The sequence below is a fragment of the Gelria sp. Kuro-4 genome (assembly GCF_019668485.1).
GTDB lineage: Bacteria > Bacillota > DTU030 > DUMP01 > DUMP01 > DUMP01.
In genome coordinates this window covers 81,514-97,592 of record NZ_AP024619.1, presented here as the reverse complement: position 1 = coordinate 97,592, position 16,079 = coordinate 81,514, and the positions used below count along the sequence as shown (strand labels likewise).

The following is a 16,079-nucleotide window of genomic DNA, read 5'->3' as shown; positions in this document are numbered from 1 at the left end:
ATAGAGGCGGCCGGTTCCGCGGCGGCGGGGCCGGCTTTTTCGGCGCCCGGACAAACCCTGGCCCTAAGTGTTGTTTCAGGGCGCAGGGCTGTGCTATACTGGCGGCGAGAAAGGGACAGAGGGGGACCGGAACGTGCGGCCCGTCATCGCCGTGTCCATGGGGCACAAGAAAGGAACGCACTACCTTAATGATCCCGTGGCCGAAGCCGTGCTGGGGGCGGGCGGCCTGCCCTGGCCGGTGCCGGTATGCGCCCGCGAGGTGGTGGAGCAAGTCTTGCTGCAGGCGCAGGGGCTGCTCCTGCCCGGCGGGGAAGACGTGGACCCGGCCGCTTACGGGGAGACGCCTGCCCCGGAGCTGGGGCCGGTGGACCTGGAGCGCGACGCCTGTGAGCTGGACCTGGTGCGCCTGGCCTGGGAGCGGGGCCTGCCCATCTTAGGCATCTGCCGCGGGGCCCAGGTGCTGAACGTGGCGCGCGGCGGCTCACTCCTCCAGGACATACCGTCTACGGTAGCAGGTGCCCTGGCACACCGCCAGGGCGAGCCTTACGGCCGGCCGGTGCACCGGGTGGTGGTTGACCCCGGCTCGCGCCTGGCGAAAATCCTAGGCGAGGGCGAGTTTGCGGTAAACTCCATGCACCACCAGAGTGTGAAGGCGCCGGGCGCCGGGCTTAAGGTTGTGGCCTGGGCCCCGGACGGCGTTGTCGAGGGCATCGAAAGCCAGGACCCGGCGCGTTTTGTCCTAGGCGTACAGTGGCACCCCGAGTACCTGGTAGACCCGGCCGCCGGCCGCCCCGCCATGCGCCGCCTGTTCGCCGCCTTCATCACCGCCACAGCGGAATAACTGCGGCGCGGCGGGCCGCTCCCCGGCCGAGCCGGCGGACCGGCTTCCCCGGACGTTCGGCCGGCGCTTTTCGCCCTACCGCCTTTTACGGAGCCTCGCGTATGTCGAAGCCGCGGAAGCTGAGCCCGGCTTGCCCTGTTTTCCGCATAGCTCCTGCCCACTTGGTGAGAATAACCGGGCAGGGGTGATTTTTTTGCGAGGAATTCCTGAAAACCCCCTTCACAAATTGCCACCGACGGCGTATAATGGTAACAGAAAAAGTCAAAGATAGTCAAACAGGTGATGCCCATGTGGTCACTGGCGGATGAGATGGAAAACTGGATCAAGGAGCTTTTAGGTGCGGCCGAGGAGGGAGTGGTGGAGCTTAGGCGCAGCGAGCTGGCCAGCCGTTTTTCCTGCGTCCCTTCCCAGGTGACTTACGTCCTGACGACGCGTTTTGTGCCGGAGCGCGGTTACCGCGTAGAGAGCCACCGTGGAGCGGGCGGGTACATCCGCATCGTCAAGCTGCCGCGCACCGACTGCCGCGCCCGCTTGGCTTCCCGGGTTGGGAACCGGCTTTCCGAGCGCGAAGCCCTCTCTCTGGTGGCGGATTTGTGCCGGGCCGGGCTTATCGACGAGGCGGCCGGCCGGTACCTGGCGCTTGTCCTCCGCGACGAGGCCCTGGGCCTGCCGGCGGCTCTGGCGGCCGAGGTGCGCGCCCGGATGCTGTTCACCCTGCTCGCCAATGTCTAGCCCGGCTGCAACCTTTCGGAGGTGACTGGCATGCTCTGTGAGAACTGCAAGAAACGCCCGGCTTCCGTCTATGTACGGCGCACGGTGAACGGGGTTACCACCGAGGCTCACCTGTGCGAGGAGTGCGCCCGGGAGCGGGGCGAGCTCAACATCCTCGCCGGGTCGAGTTTTGCCTTCCCGGACCTCTCTTTAGGCAGCCTTTTCTCCAGCCTCCTGGATAACCTGCCGGTGGGACCGAACCCAGCTACACTTACCGGCTCTGCGCTGCGCTGCCCCGAGTGCGGGCTGACCTACGGAGATTTCCGCGAGCGGGGCCGCTTAGGCTGCGCCCGCTGCTACAGCACCTTCCGGGAGCAGCTGGAGCCGCTTATCCGCCGGCTGCAGGGCGGGCTCCGGCATGCCGGCAAGGTGCCGCGCCGCAGCGGCGGCACCCTGCGCCTTAAGCACGACCTGGAGACCATGCGGCGGTACTTGAAAGAGGCGGTTGCCCGCGAGGCCTTTGAAGAGGCGGCTCGCCTGCGCGATGAGATCAAGGCCCTGGAGGAAAAACTGAAGGGGGGCGGTGAAGGTGCCTGATCAGGAGGCCGTCTTTACCCAGGTGCACTCCGCCTGGCTGGGGGAAGGACCGAACTCCGATATCGTCGTCTCCAGCCGTATCCGCCTGGCCCGCAACCTGGCCGATGTGCCCTTTCCCCCGGCGGCCGGCAAAGAAGCGCTGCTCGAGGTGCTGAACCGGGTACGCCGGGCGGCGCAGCACCTGCCCGAGGCGCGCCGCTATCAGCTCCTGGAGCTGATGCGCCTTTCACCGCTGGAACGGCAGGTACTTATTGAAAAGCACCTGGTGAGCCCCGAGCACGTCAAGGAGCCGGAAGGGCGCGGCGTGATCCTGCGCGACGACGAGGCGGTGAGCATTATGGTCAACGAAGAAGACCACCTGCGCCTGCAGGTGCTCCTGCCGGGACTCAACCTCGATGCCGCCTGGGACCTTGCGAGCCGCCTGGACGACTCCCTGGAGCAGCAGCTGGACTTCGCCTTTGACGAGAAGCTGGGCTTTCTGACGGCCTGTCCCACCAACGTGGGCTCGGGCCTGCGGGCCTCCATTATGCTGCACCTGCCGGCACTGGTGCTTCTGAACCAGGCCGGCCAGGCTTTTACCACCCTCTCCCAGTTCGGCGTGGTGGTACGGGGGCTTTACGGTGAAGGAACCCAGGCCCTGGGCAACTTCTTCCAGATATCGAACCAGATCACCCTGAGCCAGTCGGAAGAGGACCTCATTGCGAATCTCTTGGCTCTGGTGCGGCAGGTCCTGGAGCAGGAGCGGACGGCCAGAAGCCGCCTCTACCAGGAGGTGGGCAACCGCCTGGTGGACATGGTGTGGCGGGCCTACGGCACCCTCACCAACGCCCGCATCCTGAGCGGCGATGAGGCCATGAAGCTTCTTTCCGACGTGCGCCTGGGCGTCACCTTGAACCTCTTGCCCCAGGTAGAGCTCAGCACCCTCAACCGGCTCCTCATCCTTACCCGCCCCGGCTTTATCCAGCGCGTGGCCGGCCAGGCGCTGCCGGCGGCGGAGCGCGACACGCGCCGGGCGGCTATTGTGCGGGAGGAGCTGGCAGGGAAGAATAAGTAAATAAACGGCATCAACACGAAAAACCTTGGAGGTGGAACTATGTTTGCGCGGTTTACCCAGCGGGCCCAGCAGGTGATTATCCTGGCGCAGGAAGAGGCGCGCCGGCTCAACTACCCCTACGTGGGCACCGAGCACCTGCTTCTCGGCCTCATTCGTGAAGGAACGGGTGTAGCGGCCCAAGCCCTGGGCAGCCTGGGCATCCAGCTGGATCAGGTGCGGGCCGAGGTGGAAAAGATCATCGGTCCGGGGACGGGGGCGCCGGCCGGCCCGGAGTTGGGGCTGACCCCCCGGGCGAAACGGGTTATTGAACTCGCCCTGGACGAGGCACGGCGCATGGGTGTGGACTACATCGGCACCGAGCACCTGCTTCTCGGCCTCATCCGCGAGGGCGAGGGTGTGGCGGCCCGGGTGCTGGAAAACCTGGGAGCCGATTTAGAGAAGGTGCGCGCCCAGGTGCTGCAACTCCTGGGTGCAGGCCAGCCCCAGGACATCAAGCGCCAGAAGGGGCGCGGCCGCACCAACACCCCCACCCTGGATTCCCTGGGCCGGGACCTCACCGCCATGGCCCGCGAGGGCAAGATTGACCCCATCATCGGCCGCAGTAAGGAGATCGAGCGCGTCATCCAGATCCTTTCCCGGCGCACCAAGAACAACCCCGTGCTCATCGGCGAGCCGGGCGTCGGCAAAACCGCCATCGCCGAGGGTCTGGCCCAGCACATCGCCGAGGGCACGGTGCCGGAGCTCCTCAAGGACAAGCGCGTGGTCACCCTGGACCTGGCTGCCGTGGTGGCCGGCACCAAGTACCGCGGTGAGTTCGAGGAGCGGCTGAAGCGCGTGGTGGATGAGGTGCGCCAGGCTGGCAACGTAATCCTCTTCATCGACGAGCTGCACACCGTGGTGGGCGCCGGCGCCGCCGAGGGTGCCATCGATGCCAGCAACATCTTAAAGCCGGCCCTCGCCCGCGGCGAGCTTCAGTGCGTGGGTGCCACTACCCTGGACGAGTACCGCAAGTATATTGAAAAGGACGCGGCCCTGGAGCGGCGCTTCCAGCCCATCACCGTGGGCGAGCCCACGCGCGAGGAGACCTTGGAGATCTTAAAAGGCCTGCGCGATCGCTACGAGGCGCACCACCGCGTCAAGTACACCGACGACGCCTTGGAGGCGGCGGTGAAGCTCTCCGACCGCTACATCACCGACCGCTTCCTGCCCGACAAGGCCATCGACCTGATCGACGAAGCCGGCTCGCGCGTGCGCCTGAGCGCCTTTGTAGCACCGCCCGACCTGAAAGACCTCGAGGAGCAGGTGGAGGAGACGCGTAAGGAAAAGGAGGCCGCTGTGGCGGCGCAGGAGTTTGAGAAGGCGGCGCGCCTGCGCGACAAGGAGAAGGAGCTCAGGGCTAAGCTGGCGGAGACCAAGGGCCACTGGCAGGAGAGCAAGGATAAGGCGGCGCCTCAAGTCACCGCGGAGGATATCGCCGCCGTCGTCTCCGACTGGACCGGTGTCCCGGTGAAGCGGTTGGCCGAAGAAGAATCGGAGCGCCTGCTTCACCTGGAAGAGACCCTGCACAAGCGGGTCATCGGGCAGGATGAAGCCGTGCAGGCCGTGGCCCGCGCCGTGCGGCGGGCGCGCGCCGGCCTGAAAGACCCCAAGCGGCCCATCGGCTCCTTTATCTTCCTCGGCCCCACCGGCGTCGGCAAGACGGAGCTCGCCCGCGCCCTGGCCGAGGCCATGTTCGGCGAAGAAGAGGCCATGATCCGCCTCGACATGTCCGAGTATATGGAGCGGCACACCGTCTCGCGCCTCATCGGCGCGCCTCCGGGCTACGTGGGTTATGAGGAAGCCGGACAGCTTACCGAGGCCGTCCGCCGGCGTCCTTACTCGGTGGTGCTCTTTGATGAAATCGAAAAGGCCCACCCCGAGGTCTTCAACGTGCTTCTCCAGGTGCTGGAGGATGGGCGCCTCACCGACGGCAAAGGCCGCACCGTGGACTTTAGAAACACCATCGTCATCATGACCTCCAACGTGGGCGCTGAACTTCTGCGGCGTGAGCCCACCGTGGGCTTCCGCCCCGGCGGCGAAGCGGCCGGCTATGCGGACATGAAGGACCGCGTGCTGGATCAACTGAAGCGCACCTTCCGCCCGGAGTTCCTCAACCGCATCGACGAGATCATTGTCTTCCATGCCTTGGCCCAGGAGCACGTCCACGCCATTGTGGACATCATGCTCAAGGAAGTGGCTGAGCGGCTCAAGGAGCATGACCTTAAGCTGGAGGTGACGCCGGCAGCCAAAGAGGTGCTGGCCAAGGAGGGGTTCGATCCCACCTTTGGTGCCCGGCCGCTTAGGCGGGCCATCCAGCGCCTCCTGGAGAACCCGCTCTCCGAAGAGATGTTGGCCGGCCGCTTCAAGGAAGGCGACACCGTGACTGCCGACGCCGAGGAGGGCAAAATCGTCTTTCAGCCGGCCCGGCCGGCCGCGGCGGTCCGGGAGTAACCTCTGCGGGCAGCTGGGGCAGGGGCTGAGTTCAGGCCGTCCGCGCCCAAGGGAGCTCCCGCAGGGGCCTTAAACTGGTGTCTGAATGAGAAGCCGAGAAGGGAGAGGGGAACTTGGCGCGGGCGAAGGTTAGGTACGCCTGCCAGGAGTGCGGTTACAGCACTCCCCGCTGGCTGGGGCGCTGCCCCGAGTGCGGCGCCTGGAACAGCTTCATCGAAGAGCATCCGACCGCAGAAAGCGTTGCGCGGGGCACGGCGCCGGCGGCCGTGCCCGAACCCATCACCAGCATCACCGGTGCCGAAAGCGCGCGCTTTTCCACCGGCTCAAGCGAACTCGACCGCGTTTTGGGAGGCGGGATCGTCCCCGCCTCCCTGGTGCTGGTGGGCGGCGATCCCGGCATCGGCAAGTCCACCCTGCTGCTTTCCCTGGCAGCGCGCCTGGCGCGCGGGAGCGGCACCGTCCTTTACGTTTCCGGTGAGGAGTCGGCGCGCCAGATCCGCCTCAGGGCCGAGCGCCTGGACGCCTTGGCCGAGCGGCTCCTCCTTCTTCCCGAGACCGACCTCGGCCGGGTAGAAGAGGCCGCCCGTAGCCTGTCTCCCGTCCTTCTAATTGTGGACTCCATCCAGACCATGAACTGCCCGGCCTGCCCTTCGCCGCCGGGGAGCGTGGCCCAGGTAAGAGAGTGCACGGCAGCTCTCCTCAAGCTGGCCAAGGGCGAGGGCATCACCACCTTCATCGTCGGGCACGTCACCAAGCAGGGGGCCCTGGCCGGCCCCCGCCTCTTGGAACACATGGTGGACACCGTCCTCTATTTCGAAGGCGAAGGCAAGAACGCCTACCGCATCCTGCGCGCAGTGAAAAACCGCTTCGGCTCCACCAACGAGATCGGCGTCTTCACCATGGAAGAAGGCGGGCTGGCGGAGGTGCCCAACCCTTCGCAGCTCTTTTTAAGCGACCGGGCCGCGCCCGTACCAGGGGCGGCGGTGGTGGCCACCCTGGAAGGGACACGGCCCCTTTTGGTGGAGGTGCAGGCCCTGGTGAGCCCGGCCGGCGGCGGGCCACCGCGCCGGGTGGCCCAGGGGGTCGATCTCAGCCGCCTCCTCACCGTTATGGCCGTCCTGGAAAAGCGGGCCGGCCTGCCCCTGGCGGGCTCCGACGTGTACGTGAGCGTGGCCGGCGGCGTGCGCCTGGAGGACCCGGCGGCGGACCTGGGCCTCGCCATTGCCGTTTCCTCCAGCCTGGTCGGCCGGGCGCCGCTGCCGGCCTGCGCCGCGGCCGGGGAGATCGGCCTTACCGGCGAGGTCTTGAGCGCGGCGCACCTGAAGCTGCGCCTTAAAGAAGCCCAGGCACTGGGTTTTCACCAAATAGTGGTACCGGCGCGCCAGAGTAAGTCCTTGCCAAACATACCCGGGTTAGGTATACTAGGAGCAGAAACCGTCAGCGACGCGCTCCGGCAGGTGCTGGCGCACGGGCCGGGGGAGCGTCCCCGCCGCTGGTAGCGGCGGGGTGCAGGGCACTCAGGGAGAGGGGTGAGAGCATGCAGCAGATTGGTGTGGTGGTGGCGGCCCAGGGCGAGCGCGCCAAGGTAAAGGTCTGCCGGGCGACAGCCTGCAGTCACTGCGGCCGCTGCCCGGAGGGCGAGCGGCACACTTTGAGCCTTTTGGAATCGCCTAAGGAAATTGTGGTGGACGCCTTCAACGAGGCGGGCGCCCGGGAAGGCCAAACCGTGGAGCTGGCCGCCCAGGACGGCAGCGTTCTCCTGGCGGCGTTTCTGGCCTACATGGTCCCGCTCATCGCCTTTTTTGTGGGCGCCTTCCTCGGCGACTGGCTGGCACCCCGCCTCGGCCTGGTGAGTGCCCAGCTGGGAAGTATCATCTTGGGGCTTGCCTTTCTGGCCGGAACCTACGGCCTGCTTCGCCTTAAGAACCAGGCCCTGGGTCAAAGCCGCCGTTTTTTACCTACGATAGTGCGTGTTTTGCACTGAAGCGAAGCTTGTTGCAGCCATGCCGCCCAGAGGGGGCGGCATGGCTGTTTTTTTCTCTTGCCTGCTTCCGGTGCTCTGGGTATAATATAGGCAGATAGAATGAGAATCGTTATCAAACTGGCATCAGGTTCACCCCTGTCACATAGACATTAGCCGAAGAAGCTGGAGGAGGCGTAGACCGTGGACTGCTGCCAGAACAAGAGGCCTTGGTGGAAGCCTTTTGGTCGCCCAGAAAAGGACCGGGGCCGGCCGGAAGCAGGTGAACTGAAAAAGGTGGCCTTGGTGGGTAACCCGAACGTGGGCAAGAGCGTACTCTTCAACCGCCTGACGGGTATCTACGTCACTGTGTCCAACTACCCCGGAACCACCGTGGAGGTTTCGCGGGGTAAAGGGCGGTTTGGCGGGGAAGAGCTGGAGGTTATCGACACCCCCGGCATGTACTCGCTCCTGCCGATTACCGAAGAGGAGCGGGTGGCGCGGCGCCTCCTCATCACCGAGAGCCCGAGCGCCGTGCTCCACGTGGTGGATGCGCGCAACCTCGAGCGCATGCTGCCGCTCACCTTTCAGCTCATCGAGGCGGGGCAGCCGCTCATCCTGGTGCTCAACATCATGGACGAAGCGCGGCGGCGCGGGATCCACATCGACTGCACCCGCCTGGCGGCCGGGCTGGGCATACCTGTGGTGCCGGTGGCGGCAGCCTTAAACGAAGGTATCGACCTCCTCAGAGAGAAGGTGAGGGAAATTGCCGCCCGCGCTGCTTAGACCGTTGTACCCGGAAAGCATCGAAAAGGGCGCCGAGCGCCTGGTCGCCCTGCTGCGGGGGCACTACCGGCTGGCACCCCGGGCCATCGCCCTGCTGCTTCTCGAAGAAGACGAGGAAATAGGCGAGCTGGTGCGCCGCCAGGAAGGGCCGGCGCGCTGGAACGCCATCCGCGCCGTGGTGAGTGAGGTAAAAAGGGAGTTCAACGAGCCCGTGAGCTACATTTTGGCGGTGAAGCGGCAGGAGGCGGCCCGTACGCTGGCGCGGGCCGTAATCAGCCGGGAAGAGAGGCGCCGCCGGACCTGGGGCGAAATCCTGGGCGACCTTACCATGCGGCCCCTGGTGGGCATTCCGGTTCTCCTCCTGGTGCTCTACTTCGGCCTTTACCAGTTTGTCGGCGTTTTCGGGGCCGGCACCGTGGTGGACTACCTGGAGGGGAGCATTTTTTCCGCCTACGTCAACCCCTGGGTAAACGCCGCCGTGGACCGGCTTATTCCCTGGCCGCTCCTTCAAGACCTCATCGCCCATGATTACGGCATCATCACGCTGGGGCTGCGCTACGCCGTCGCCATTGTCCTGCCCATTGTGGGCAGCTTTTTCCTGGTGTTTTCCATTATTGAAGACAGCGGTTACCTGCCGCGCCTGGCGCTTTTGGTGGACCGGCTCTTTAAGGGCATCGGCCTTTCCGGACGGGCGGTGATCCCGCTTACCCTGGGCTTCGGTTGTGATACCATGGCCACCCTGGTGAGCCGTACCCTGGAGACGCGGCGCGAGCGCGTTATCGCCACGCTGCTTTTGGCCCTGGCCATTCCCTGCTCGGCGCAGCTCGGGGTGATCCTCTCGCTCCTTTCTGCCTACCCGCGGGCGCTGCTTGTTTGGCTGGGTTTCCTGCTGCTGGTCTTTCTTTTGGTGGGGTACCTGACGGCACAGCTTCTTCCCGGCGACGGTCCCAGCTTTTACATGGAGGTGCCGCCGCTCAGGCTGCCTCAGCCGGGGAACGTGCTCACCAAGACCTACACGCGCATGCAGTGGTACTTCCTGGAGATTGTGCCCCTTTTTGTCCTGGCGAGCGTCCTCATTTGGTTGGGAAAGGTTACAGGTCTTTTTGATGCCGTCCTCGACGCGCTGGGAACGGCCGTTGGTTACCTGGGCCTGCCGCGGGCGACGGGCGAGGCCTTCCTCTTCGGTTTCTTCCGCCGGGATTACGGCGCGGCGGGACTCTACGACCTGGCCGCCAGCGGTGCCCTCTCGGCGCGGCAGCTCACTGTAGCGGCGGCCACCCTCACGTTGTTCGTCCCCTGCATTGCCCAGTTCTCGGTCATGGTCAAAGAAAGGGGCTGGACCACCGCCCTGGGGATGGCCGCCTTCATCTTCCCCTTTGCCTTTGTCGCCGGGTACGTGCTCAATCTGGTGCTCGGCTTTACGGGGGTGCTGGGCTGATGACACAGGTAAAGTGCAGCTTTTGCGGCTTCAGCTTTGCGCCTGAGGAGGGGCGCGCGGCCTGCGCCGGTTGCCCCTTAAAGCGCCTGTGCCGGCGCATCAAGTGCCCGAACTGCGGCTTTGAGCTGGCCGTTTCCCCGCGCCGGCTGCGAAAGGAGGGAACGGGGGATGTTCGGCAGGCGAAGTAGGTGGCGCCGGGGCTGGGGCGGCGGCCGGCGGGCGGCGCGTGCCGGCGGGGCGCGTACCGTGGCCGACCTGGCGCCGGCGGAAAAGGCGGCGGTGCTGGGGCTGGCACCGGCGGCGCCGCGTGACCTCAACAAGCTCATGGCCCTGGGCGTGCTGCCGGGCGCGCCGCTCACCCTGCTCCAGCGCTCCCCCAGCCTTGTTGTGCAGGTTGGGGAGACGGTCCTGGCGCTGGACGAAAAAATCGCGCGGACTATTTTGGTGGGGCCGTCGCTGGAGGGTTGACAGGTGCCGGCAGAGCGGCTATAATAAGGGCAAAGGTACCCTACCCGGGTACAGGTACAGACGAAAGAGTAATAGTTGCCTGCACCTGCGGGGTAAACTAAAGCGGGCGGCGGAAGGAGGTTTTTCCGCATGGCTGGCTGGTGGGATAAATTCCTCAAACGGCTGGCTGCGGCCAGCGAGAAGCAGTTCGGCGGCGAGGCGCCCGACTGCTGCAAACCGCCCCAAAAGAAGCCGCCGGTGAAACCGGCCGATAAGTAAAGGAGATGGAGCACATGGGTTGCTGCTCAAGTAAACGCGAAGGACACACGGCTGCTGCGGGAGCTGGAGACGGTGTGGTTACCACGCAGGTGAGGGCTGCGGGCATGAGCTGCCAGCACTGCGTCATGGCCATAAAAAAGAGCGTGGGCAACCTGCCTGGGGTAAAAGACGTGAATGTCGACCTTGCCACCGGGCTGGTTACCGTAGCGCACTCTGCCACGGGACCGGACCGGGAAGCCATCCGCGGCGCCATCCGCGAGGCAGGGTACGAGCCGGAGGACTAAGCGCGCACGCCCGGGCTGCTCCCGGGCGTTCTTTTTCTGTCGGCTTTTCGGCTGGGGAGGAGGGGGATTGTGCTTCAAGGGACAACGCGGGCCGATAAGGTGCTCCTTGCCGGCATGGTCTTGGCGGCCGTAAGCATGTGGTTTGTCATCCGGGCGAACGGTGGGGCGGCGGCCCCGGCGGAGGCGGTGGTGGTACGGGCGGGAAAGGAAGTGCTGCGCGTTTCCCTGGCCCGCCCCGGCCTTTACAAAGTGCCGCTTGTCCGGGGCGAAGCCGTAGTTGAGGTGGCCCCGGGACGGGTGCGGATGCGGCCCATGCCCAGGAGCATTTGTCCCAGGGGTATCTGTTCCGAGACGGGATGGATTTCAACGCCCGCCCAGACCATTGTTTGTGTACCGAACCTTCTCAGTGTACGCCTTACAGGGGTGAGGGACGGTGCCGTTGACGCCCTGGCAGGTTAAATGAAAACTGCGGCAGGAATTCTTCTTTTTGTGCAGAATAAGAAATCTATATCTCTACCTAGGCGTCGGCCTAGGGATTTTCTTAAGAGAGGAAGGGTGAACCGTGGGCATCAAGACGGATAAAATCTGGATGGACGGGCGGCTCGTCGACTGGGAGGATGCGAAGGTACACGTTCTCACCCATGCCCTGCATTACGGCAGCGGAGTTTTCGAAGGGATCCGGGCCTACGAAACGGCCGGCGGCCCGGCGGTTTTCCGGCTCAAGGAACACGTGGACCGGCTCTTTGCCTCGGCCAAACTCCTTTACATGGAAGTTCCATACACCCACGAGGAGATCAGTGAAGCCATTAAAGAAACCATCCGCGCCAACAACTTGAAAAGCTGCTACATCCGCCCGGTGGTATACCGCGGCCTGGGCGAGATGGGGGTGAACCCGGCGAAGTGCCCGGTGAACGTCTTTGTCGCCGTGTGGCCCTGGGGCGCCTACCTGGGCGAGGAGGCCCTGGCCAAAGGTATCCGCGCCAAAGTAACCTCCTGGGCCCGTAACTACATCTCCTCGTTTCCGGCCAAGGGTAAGGTCAACGGCGCCTACGTCAACTCCATCCTGGCCAAGATGGACGCCCTCCAAAGCGGCTACGATGAAGCCATTTTCCTGGATACCGATGGGTACGTGGCCGAAGGGAGCGGCGAGAACATCTTTTGGGCCAAAGACGGCGTTATCTACACCACGCCGCTACCCACCGTACTCAAAGGAATCACCCGCGCTTCGATTATGGAGCTGGCGCGCGGGCTCGGTTATGAGGTGGTGGAGGCACGGGCGGCCCGCGACGAGCTTTACCTGGCGGACGAGGTCTGGTTCTGCGGTACGGCGGCCGAAATCACCCCGGTGCGGGAGATCGATGGCCACACCATCGGCGCGGGCCGGCGCGGCCCCATCGTTGAGGCCCTGCAGAAACGCTTCTTTGCCGTGGTTCACGGTGAGGTGCCTGAATACGAGAAGTGGCTCGCACGGGTGTAGCGGTTTGGCGACGGGTCGCTTAGTCCTTACCGAGCTCCCGTCCGCCGTGAGGTCTGGCGGCAACGGCACGTCCACGAGGCCTGACCCCGGGTGCAAAAAAGGGGCGCGGATTTCCGCGCCCCTTTGCGAAGTATGTGTCAGCTGAGGTGGAATGGGCCCAGGGCCAGTAGCCGTTCCTGCTCCTTGAGCAGCACGTCATAAAGATTAATATCGAGGAGATTGCAGAGCGCCGCCAGGTAAAAGAGCAGGTTCCCGATTTCTTCTTCCACCTGCTCCCGGCACTCCGCGCAGAGCCGGCCCTGCAGGTGGGTGGAGAGAAAACGAAGCGCCTCCTCCAAACCGGTGTCCGCGGGCACGCGCTGGCGCTGCGCCTGGATCTCCAGGCAGCCGCACGCTGTTACGCTTTTTACCACTGCGCGGTTGGTGCGCGCCCCTGCTTCCTGGATCTTACTTAAGACGTCCAGGATAGAGCGGTGGCGCAAGAGGTACTTCCCTACCGCTTCCTGAAATTCGTCGCAGATGAGATCCTTCATTCCGAGGCCTCACCCCTTCCCCTGGTCCCATTATACCCGTCGGCCTTGTCCCGTGTCAACGCGCGTTTTCTTGCCGACAGCCTGCCCCTCGGATTTTATGTTGACAGGAGAAGGTGCTTGTGATATAATCATTTACTTCTTGACACGCTTCCGCTTCCTATGGTACCATAGAGGTGTATAGTAGGCTAGGAGGCGCAGCCGATGTTCAAAGTAGGCGACAAAGTGGTTTACCCGATGCACGGGGCGGGTGTCATCGAGGCTATCGAGGAGCGGGAGTTTCTGGGCGAAAAGCGCCGGTACTACGTGATGCGGATGCCCATCGGCGACATGAAGGTGATGATTCCTACCGACAGCAGCGCCGAGGTTGGTCTTCGCCAGGTTATGTCCCACGAGGATGTGCTGCGGGTGCTGGAGATCCTGCGGGAGCATAAGAGCAAGATGTCAGGTAACTGGAACCGGCGTTACCGGGCCAACCTGGAGAAAATAAAGAGCGGCAACGCTTTCGAGGTTGCGGAGGTGGTGCGCAACCTGATCCTGCGCGACCGTGAAAAGGGGCTTTCGAGCGGCGAAAAGAAAATGCTCGACAGCGCCCGCCAGATTCTTATAAGTGAGCTGGTGCTGGCCCAGAACATGGAGGAAGACGAGGCGCAGTCGCTGGTGGACGGCCTGGCTGCAAACTGAGAGAACGTCAGCGAAACTGGCGTTTTTTCTTTCTTTTTGTTCCGGTAAAGGTTAAACAGGGTGGTAAATGTTTATAATAGCAGAGGAGAACAGGTATGATAGGGAGGTTTGATCCGGTGCTGGATTGCCAAAAACCTGACGGCGGGTTATACTGGAAAGGTGGAAGGGGGTGGAACTGAGGTGATTAAAGGTTTGGTGCGCGTATTTATCGCCCTCCTGGGGGCGCTCGGCGGCTACGAACTCATGCTCATCGGCATCCCGCTTCTTACGGAAGTGTTGCACTTAACACCGAGCGCAGTCGTTCATGCTGGCCTCCTGGTATTTGGGGGACTTACAGGCGGTATTATCTTTTATCTCATCGCCCCGCCCATTATAAGGCGTACTCTTAATTTCGTGGAATGGTCCGAGGGTCGGCTGCAAAAAATGCCGGCAACGGATGTTATCACCGGCGCGGTCGGGCTGGTGGTGGGGCTGCTTATCGCCAACCTGCTCACCCTGCCCTTTGGACGCCTGCCGGTGGTGGGACCCTTTATCCCCGTCCTGGCCAACGTTATTCTCGGCTACATGGGTATGAGCCTGGCAGTGAAGAAGAAGGAGGACCTCTGGTCTTTCGTTGCCAACTTTCCCCGTTTGACCAAGGACAAGGACAAAGAGAAGGAAAAGGCCGCCCGCTCCAGCGAGCCGGCGGCGGCGCCTAAGGTGCTCGACACCAGCGTCATTATCGACGGTCGCATTGCCGACATTGTCAAGAGCGGTTTTCTAGAGGGTACCCTGGTGATCCCCAATTTTGTGCTGGAAGAGCTCAGGCACATCGCTGATTCCTCGGACCTCTTGAAGCGCAACCGGGGACGCCGCGGCCTCGATATCCTTAACCGCATCCAGAAGGAACTGGGCGTTAAGGTGGTGATTTCCGACCGCGACTATGAGGATGTGGCGGAGGTGGACTCCAAGCTTTTGCGCCTGGCCAAAGACCTGAAGGGCAAGGTCCTTACCAACGACTACAACCTCAACAAAGTAGCGGAGCTCCAGGGTGTGCCGGTTCTTAACATCAACGAGCTGGCCAACGCCGTGAAACCGGTGGTACTCCCTGGAGAAGAGATGCTGGTCCATGTGATCAAGGACGGCAAGGAAGCCGGCCAAGGCGTGGCCTACCTGGACGACGGCACCATGATTGTGGTGGATGGCGGGCGCCGGCATATCGGCGAGACCATCGGCGTTTTGGTGACGAGCGTCCTGCAGACGGCCGCCGGGCGGATGATCTTCGCCAAGCCCAAGGCCATGGAAAAGGTAGTATAGAGGTGAAGGGACAGGTCTGCGCCTGTTGATGGGCGTCGGTGCAGCGTTCTCCCGCAGCCTGCTTGTAGCAGAGGGCGGGGGCCGGTCCGACGTTGGGCGCGATACCTGTCCCCATGGCAACCGCGGGGTTCCGCTCTTTCGTGGGCGGCGTTTGCCGTGCAGGTTTTCGTCGCCGGTGAGGGGACAGGTCTGCGCCTGTTGATGGGCGTCGGTGGAGCGTTCTCCCGCAGTCTGCTTGCGGCAGGGGGGCGGGGGCCGGTCCGACGTTGGGCGCGATACCTGTCCCCATGGCAACCGCGGGGTTCCGCTCTCACGCCGGTGGCGTTTGCCGCACCGGGTCGTGCTCCAGGTGGGACAAAGGAGGATTTTCGCCCGGCGGCGGCGAAAGAAGGCCAAGAGACGGAAGTGGGCGAGGGCGGAAGAATGACCAAGGTTTATGCTGTAGTGCCCGCCGCCGGCTCCGGGCGGCGCATGGGCGCAGAGACGAAAAAACAGTTCCTCCTTCTCGGCGGACGGCCTCTTTTTTTGCGCTGCCTGGAGGTTTTCGCCGCGCACCCGGCGGTGGCCGGCACCTACCTCGTGGTGGCACCCGGGGACGAGGAGCAGGTGGCGCGCCTTATTCGTGCTCACGGCATCGCCAAAGTGCGCGGCATCGTGCCGGGCGGGCGGGAAAGGCAGGATTCGGTGCGCCTGGGTCTGGAGGCGCTCCCGGCCGCTACCGACTACGTTCTTATCCACGACGCCGCGCGCCCCTTCTTAACCCTCGAGCTTATCGAGCGCACCCTGGCGGCGGCGCAGCGCACCGGAGCGGCGGCGGCCGCCGTACCGGTGAAAGACACCATTAAAGTGGCGGGACCAAGCCTTTTGGTCGAGAAAACGCTGGAGCGCCGGCTGCTCTGGGCCATGCAGACGCCGCAGACCTTCGCCTACGGCTTAATTCTTAAGGCGCACCGGCAGGCGCACGCCGAAGGCTTTATCGGCACCGACGACGCCGTGTTGGTGGAGCGGCTGGGTCACCCCGTAGAGCTCGTGCCCGCGAGCGACGGCAACATCAAGATCACCACGTCCACCGACCTGCTCCTGGCCGAGTGCCTGCTGGCCCGGGCGAAGGCGGAGCGGGATGAGAGCTTGGGGGCTTCCGCGCTCCAGGAGAAGGTCCGCGGCAAAGAAAGCCCCGGCCGGGAGGCTTAAAAAAGAAAGGAAGG

General features: G+C 64.1%; 19 protein-coding genes. 18 read left to right on the top strand and 1 reads right to left on the bottom strand.

Annotated elements, in window-relative coordinates; all coding sequences use genetic code 11:
• The first annotated feature begins 133 nt into the window (after positions 1 to 133).
• The 15 genes from K5554_RS00635 to K5554_RS00570 all read left to right on the top strand — a co-directional run bounded on the left by K5554_RS00635 (position 134) and on the right by K5554_RS00570 (position 12,364).
• The gene (locus K5554_RS00635; protein ID WP_221039261.1) at positions 134 to 841 is read left to right on the top strand and encodes a gamma-glutamyl-gamma-aminobutyrate hydrolase family protein; all 708 of its coding nucleotides are present in this window, start codon (positions 134 to 136) and stop codon (positions 839 to 841) included.
• Positions 842 to 1,129: 288 nt separating this feature from the next.
• On the top strand, positions 1,130 to 1,573 hold the full coding sequence (locus tag K5554_RS00630; protein ID WP_221039260.1) for a CtsR family transcriptional regulator: 444 nt from the start codon (positions 1,130 to 1,132) through the stop codon (positions 1,571 to 1,573).
• 30 nt (positions 1,574 to 1,603) lie between these two features.
• Positions 1,604 to 2,149 carry a UvrB/UvrC motif-containing protein gene (locus K5554_RS00625; RefSeq protein ID WP_221039258.1) on the top strand — a complete coding sequence of 182 codons (546 nt, stop codon included), beginning with the start codon at positions 1,604 to 1,606 and terminating at the stop codon, positions 2,147 to 2,149.
• Positions 2,142 to 3,203: a protein arginine kinase gene (locus tag K5554_RS00620; protein WP_221039257.1), complete on the top strand. Its 1,062-nt coding sequence runs from the start codon at positions 2,142 to 2,144 to the stop codon at positions 3,201 to 3,203. The genes K5554_RS00625 and K5554_RS00620 overlap by 8 nt, the downstream gene beginning before the upstream one ends.
• A 39-nt stretch (positions 3,204 to 3,242) precedes the next feature.
• Positions 3,243 to 5,693: an ATP-dependent Clp protease ATP-binding subunit gene (locus K5554_RS00615; protein ID WP_221039256.1), complete on the top strand. Its 2,451-nt coding sequence runs from the start codon at positions 3,243 to 3,245 to the stop codon at positions 5,691 to 5,693.
• Between the two features lie 113 nt (positions 5,694 to 5,806).
• Positions 5,807 to 7,192, top strand: coding sequence for a DNA repair protein RadA (radA, locus tag K5554_RS00610; RefSeq protein ID WP_221039254.1), 1,386 nt, complete (start codon positions 5,807 to 5,809; stop codon positions 7,190 to 7,192).
• A gap of 38 nt (positions 7,193 to 7,230) precedes the next feature.
• A complete protein-coding gene (locus K5554_RS00605) occupies positions 7,231 to 7,677 on the top strand; it encodes a SoxR reducing system RseC family protein (RefSeq protein ID WP_221039252.1) in 447 nt (148 codons plus the stop codon).
• Between the two features lie 180 nt (positions 7,678 to 7,857).
• Positions 7,858 to 8,439 carry a FeoB small GTPase domain-containing protein gene (locus tag K5554_RS00600; RefSeq protein ID WP_255565441.1) on the top strand — a complete coding sequence of 194 codons (582 nt, stop codon included), beginning with the start codon at positions 7,858 to 7,860 and terminating at the stop codon, positions 8,437 to 8,439.
• Entirely contained in the window at positions 8,420 to 9,877 is a 1,458-nt protein-coding gene (locus K5554_RS00595) for a nucleoside recognition domain-containing protein (RefSeq protein WP_221039251.1), read from the top strand. The genes K5554_RS00600 and K5554_RS00595 overlap by 20 nt, the downstream gene beginning before the upstream one ends.
• Positions 9,877 to 10,065 (top strand): hypothetical protein, encoded by a 189-nt coding sequence (locus K5554_RS00590; protein ID WP_255565439.1) that lies wholly within the window; start codon positions 9,877 to 9,879, stop codon positions 10,063 to 10,065. The genes K5554_RS00595 and K5554_RS00590 overlap by 1 nt, the downstream gene beginning before the upstream one ends.
• On the top strand, positions 10,046 to 10,345 hold the full coding sequence (locus K5554_RS00585) for a FeoA family protein (protein ID WP_221039250.1): 300 nt from the start codon (positions 10,046 to 10,048) through the stop codon (positions 10,343 to 10,345). Before K5554_RS00590 ends, K5554_RS00585 begins: the two co-directional genes overlap by 20 nt.
• A gap of 129 nt (positions 10,346 to 10,474) precedes the next feature.
• Positions 10,475 to 10,603: an LDCC motif putative metal-binding protein gene (locus K5554_RS14320; RefSeq protein WP_255565438.1), complete on the top strand. Its 129-nt coding sequence runs from the start codon at positions 10,475 to 10,477 to the stop codon at positions 10,601 to 10,603.
• A 14-nt stretch (positions 10,604 to 10,617) separates the two neighbouring features.
• On the top strand, positions 10,618 to 10,887 hold the full coding sequence (locus K5554_RS00580) for a heavy-metal-associated domain-containing protein (protein ID WP_221039249.1): 270 nt from the start codon (positions 10,618 to 10,620) through the stop codon (positions 10,885 to 10,887).
• A gap of 69 nt (positions 10,888 to 10,956) precedes the next feature.
• Positions 10,957 to 11,346, top strand: a complete 390-nt coding sequence (locus K5554_RS00575) for a NusG domain II-containing protein (RefSeq protein WP_221039248.1) — start codon at positions 10,957 to 10,959, stop codon at positions 11,344 to 11,346.
• Positions 11,347 to 11,449: 103 nt separating this feature from the next.
• Positions 11,450 to 12,364: a branched-chain amino acid transaminase gene (locus K5554_RS00570; protein WP_255565437.1), complete on the top strand. Its 915-nt coding sequence runs from the start codon at positions 11,450 to 11,452 to the stop codon at positions 12,362 to 12,364.
• 137 nt (positions 12,365 to 12,501) lie between these two features.
• Here the strand turns inward: K5554_RS00570 and K5554_RS00565 are convergent, their stop codons facing one another.
• Positions 12,502 to 12,897 carry a DUF1573 domain-containing protein gene (locus K5554_RS00565; RefSeq protein WP_221039247.1) on the bottom strand — a complete coding sequence of 132 codons (396 nt, stop codon included), beginning with the start codon at positions 12,895 to 12,897 and terminating at the stop codon, positions 12,502 to 12,504.
• A 201-nt stretch (positions 12,898 to 13,098) separates the two neighbouring features.
• On the opposite strand from K5554_RS00565, the gene K5554_RS00560 reads away from it, so the two are divergent.
• The 3 genes from K5554_RS00560 (at position 13,099) to ispD (ending at position 16,065) form a co-directional block, all read left to right on the top strand.
• Entirely contained in the window at positions 13,099 to 13,578 is a 480-nt protein-coding gene (locus K5554_RS00560; RefSeq protein ID WP_221039246.1) for a CarD family transcriptional regulator, read from the top strand.
• Between the two features lie 180 nt (positions 13,579 to 13,758).
• Positions 13,759 to 14,874, top strand: a complete 1,116-nt coding sequence (locus K5554_RS00555; protein WP_255565436.1) for a PIN/TRAM domain-containing protein — start codon at positions 13,759 to 13,761, stop codon at positions 14,872 to 14,874.
• A gap of 423 nt (positions 14,875 to 15,297) precedes the next feature.
• Entirely contained in the window at positions 15,298 to 16,065 is a 768-nt protein-coding gene (gene ispD, locus K5554_RS00550) for a 2-C-methyl-D-erythritol 4-phosphate cytidylyltransferase (protein ID WP_221039245.1), read from the top strand.
• The last annotated feature ends 14 nt before the right edge of the window (positions 16,066 to 16,079 follow it).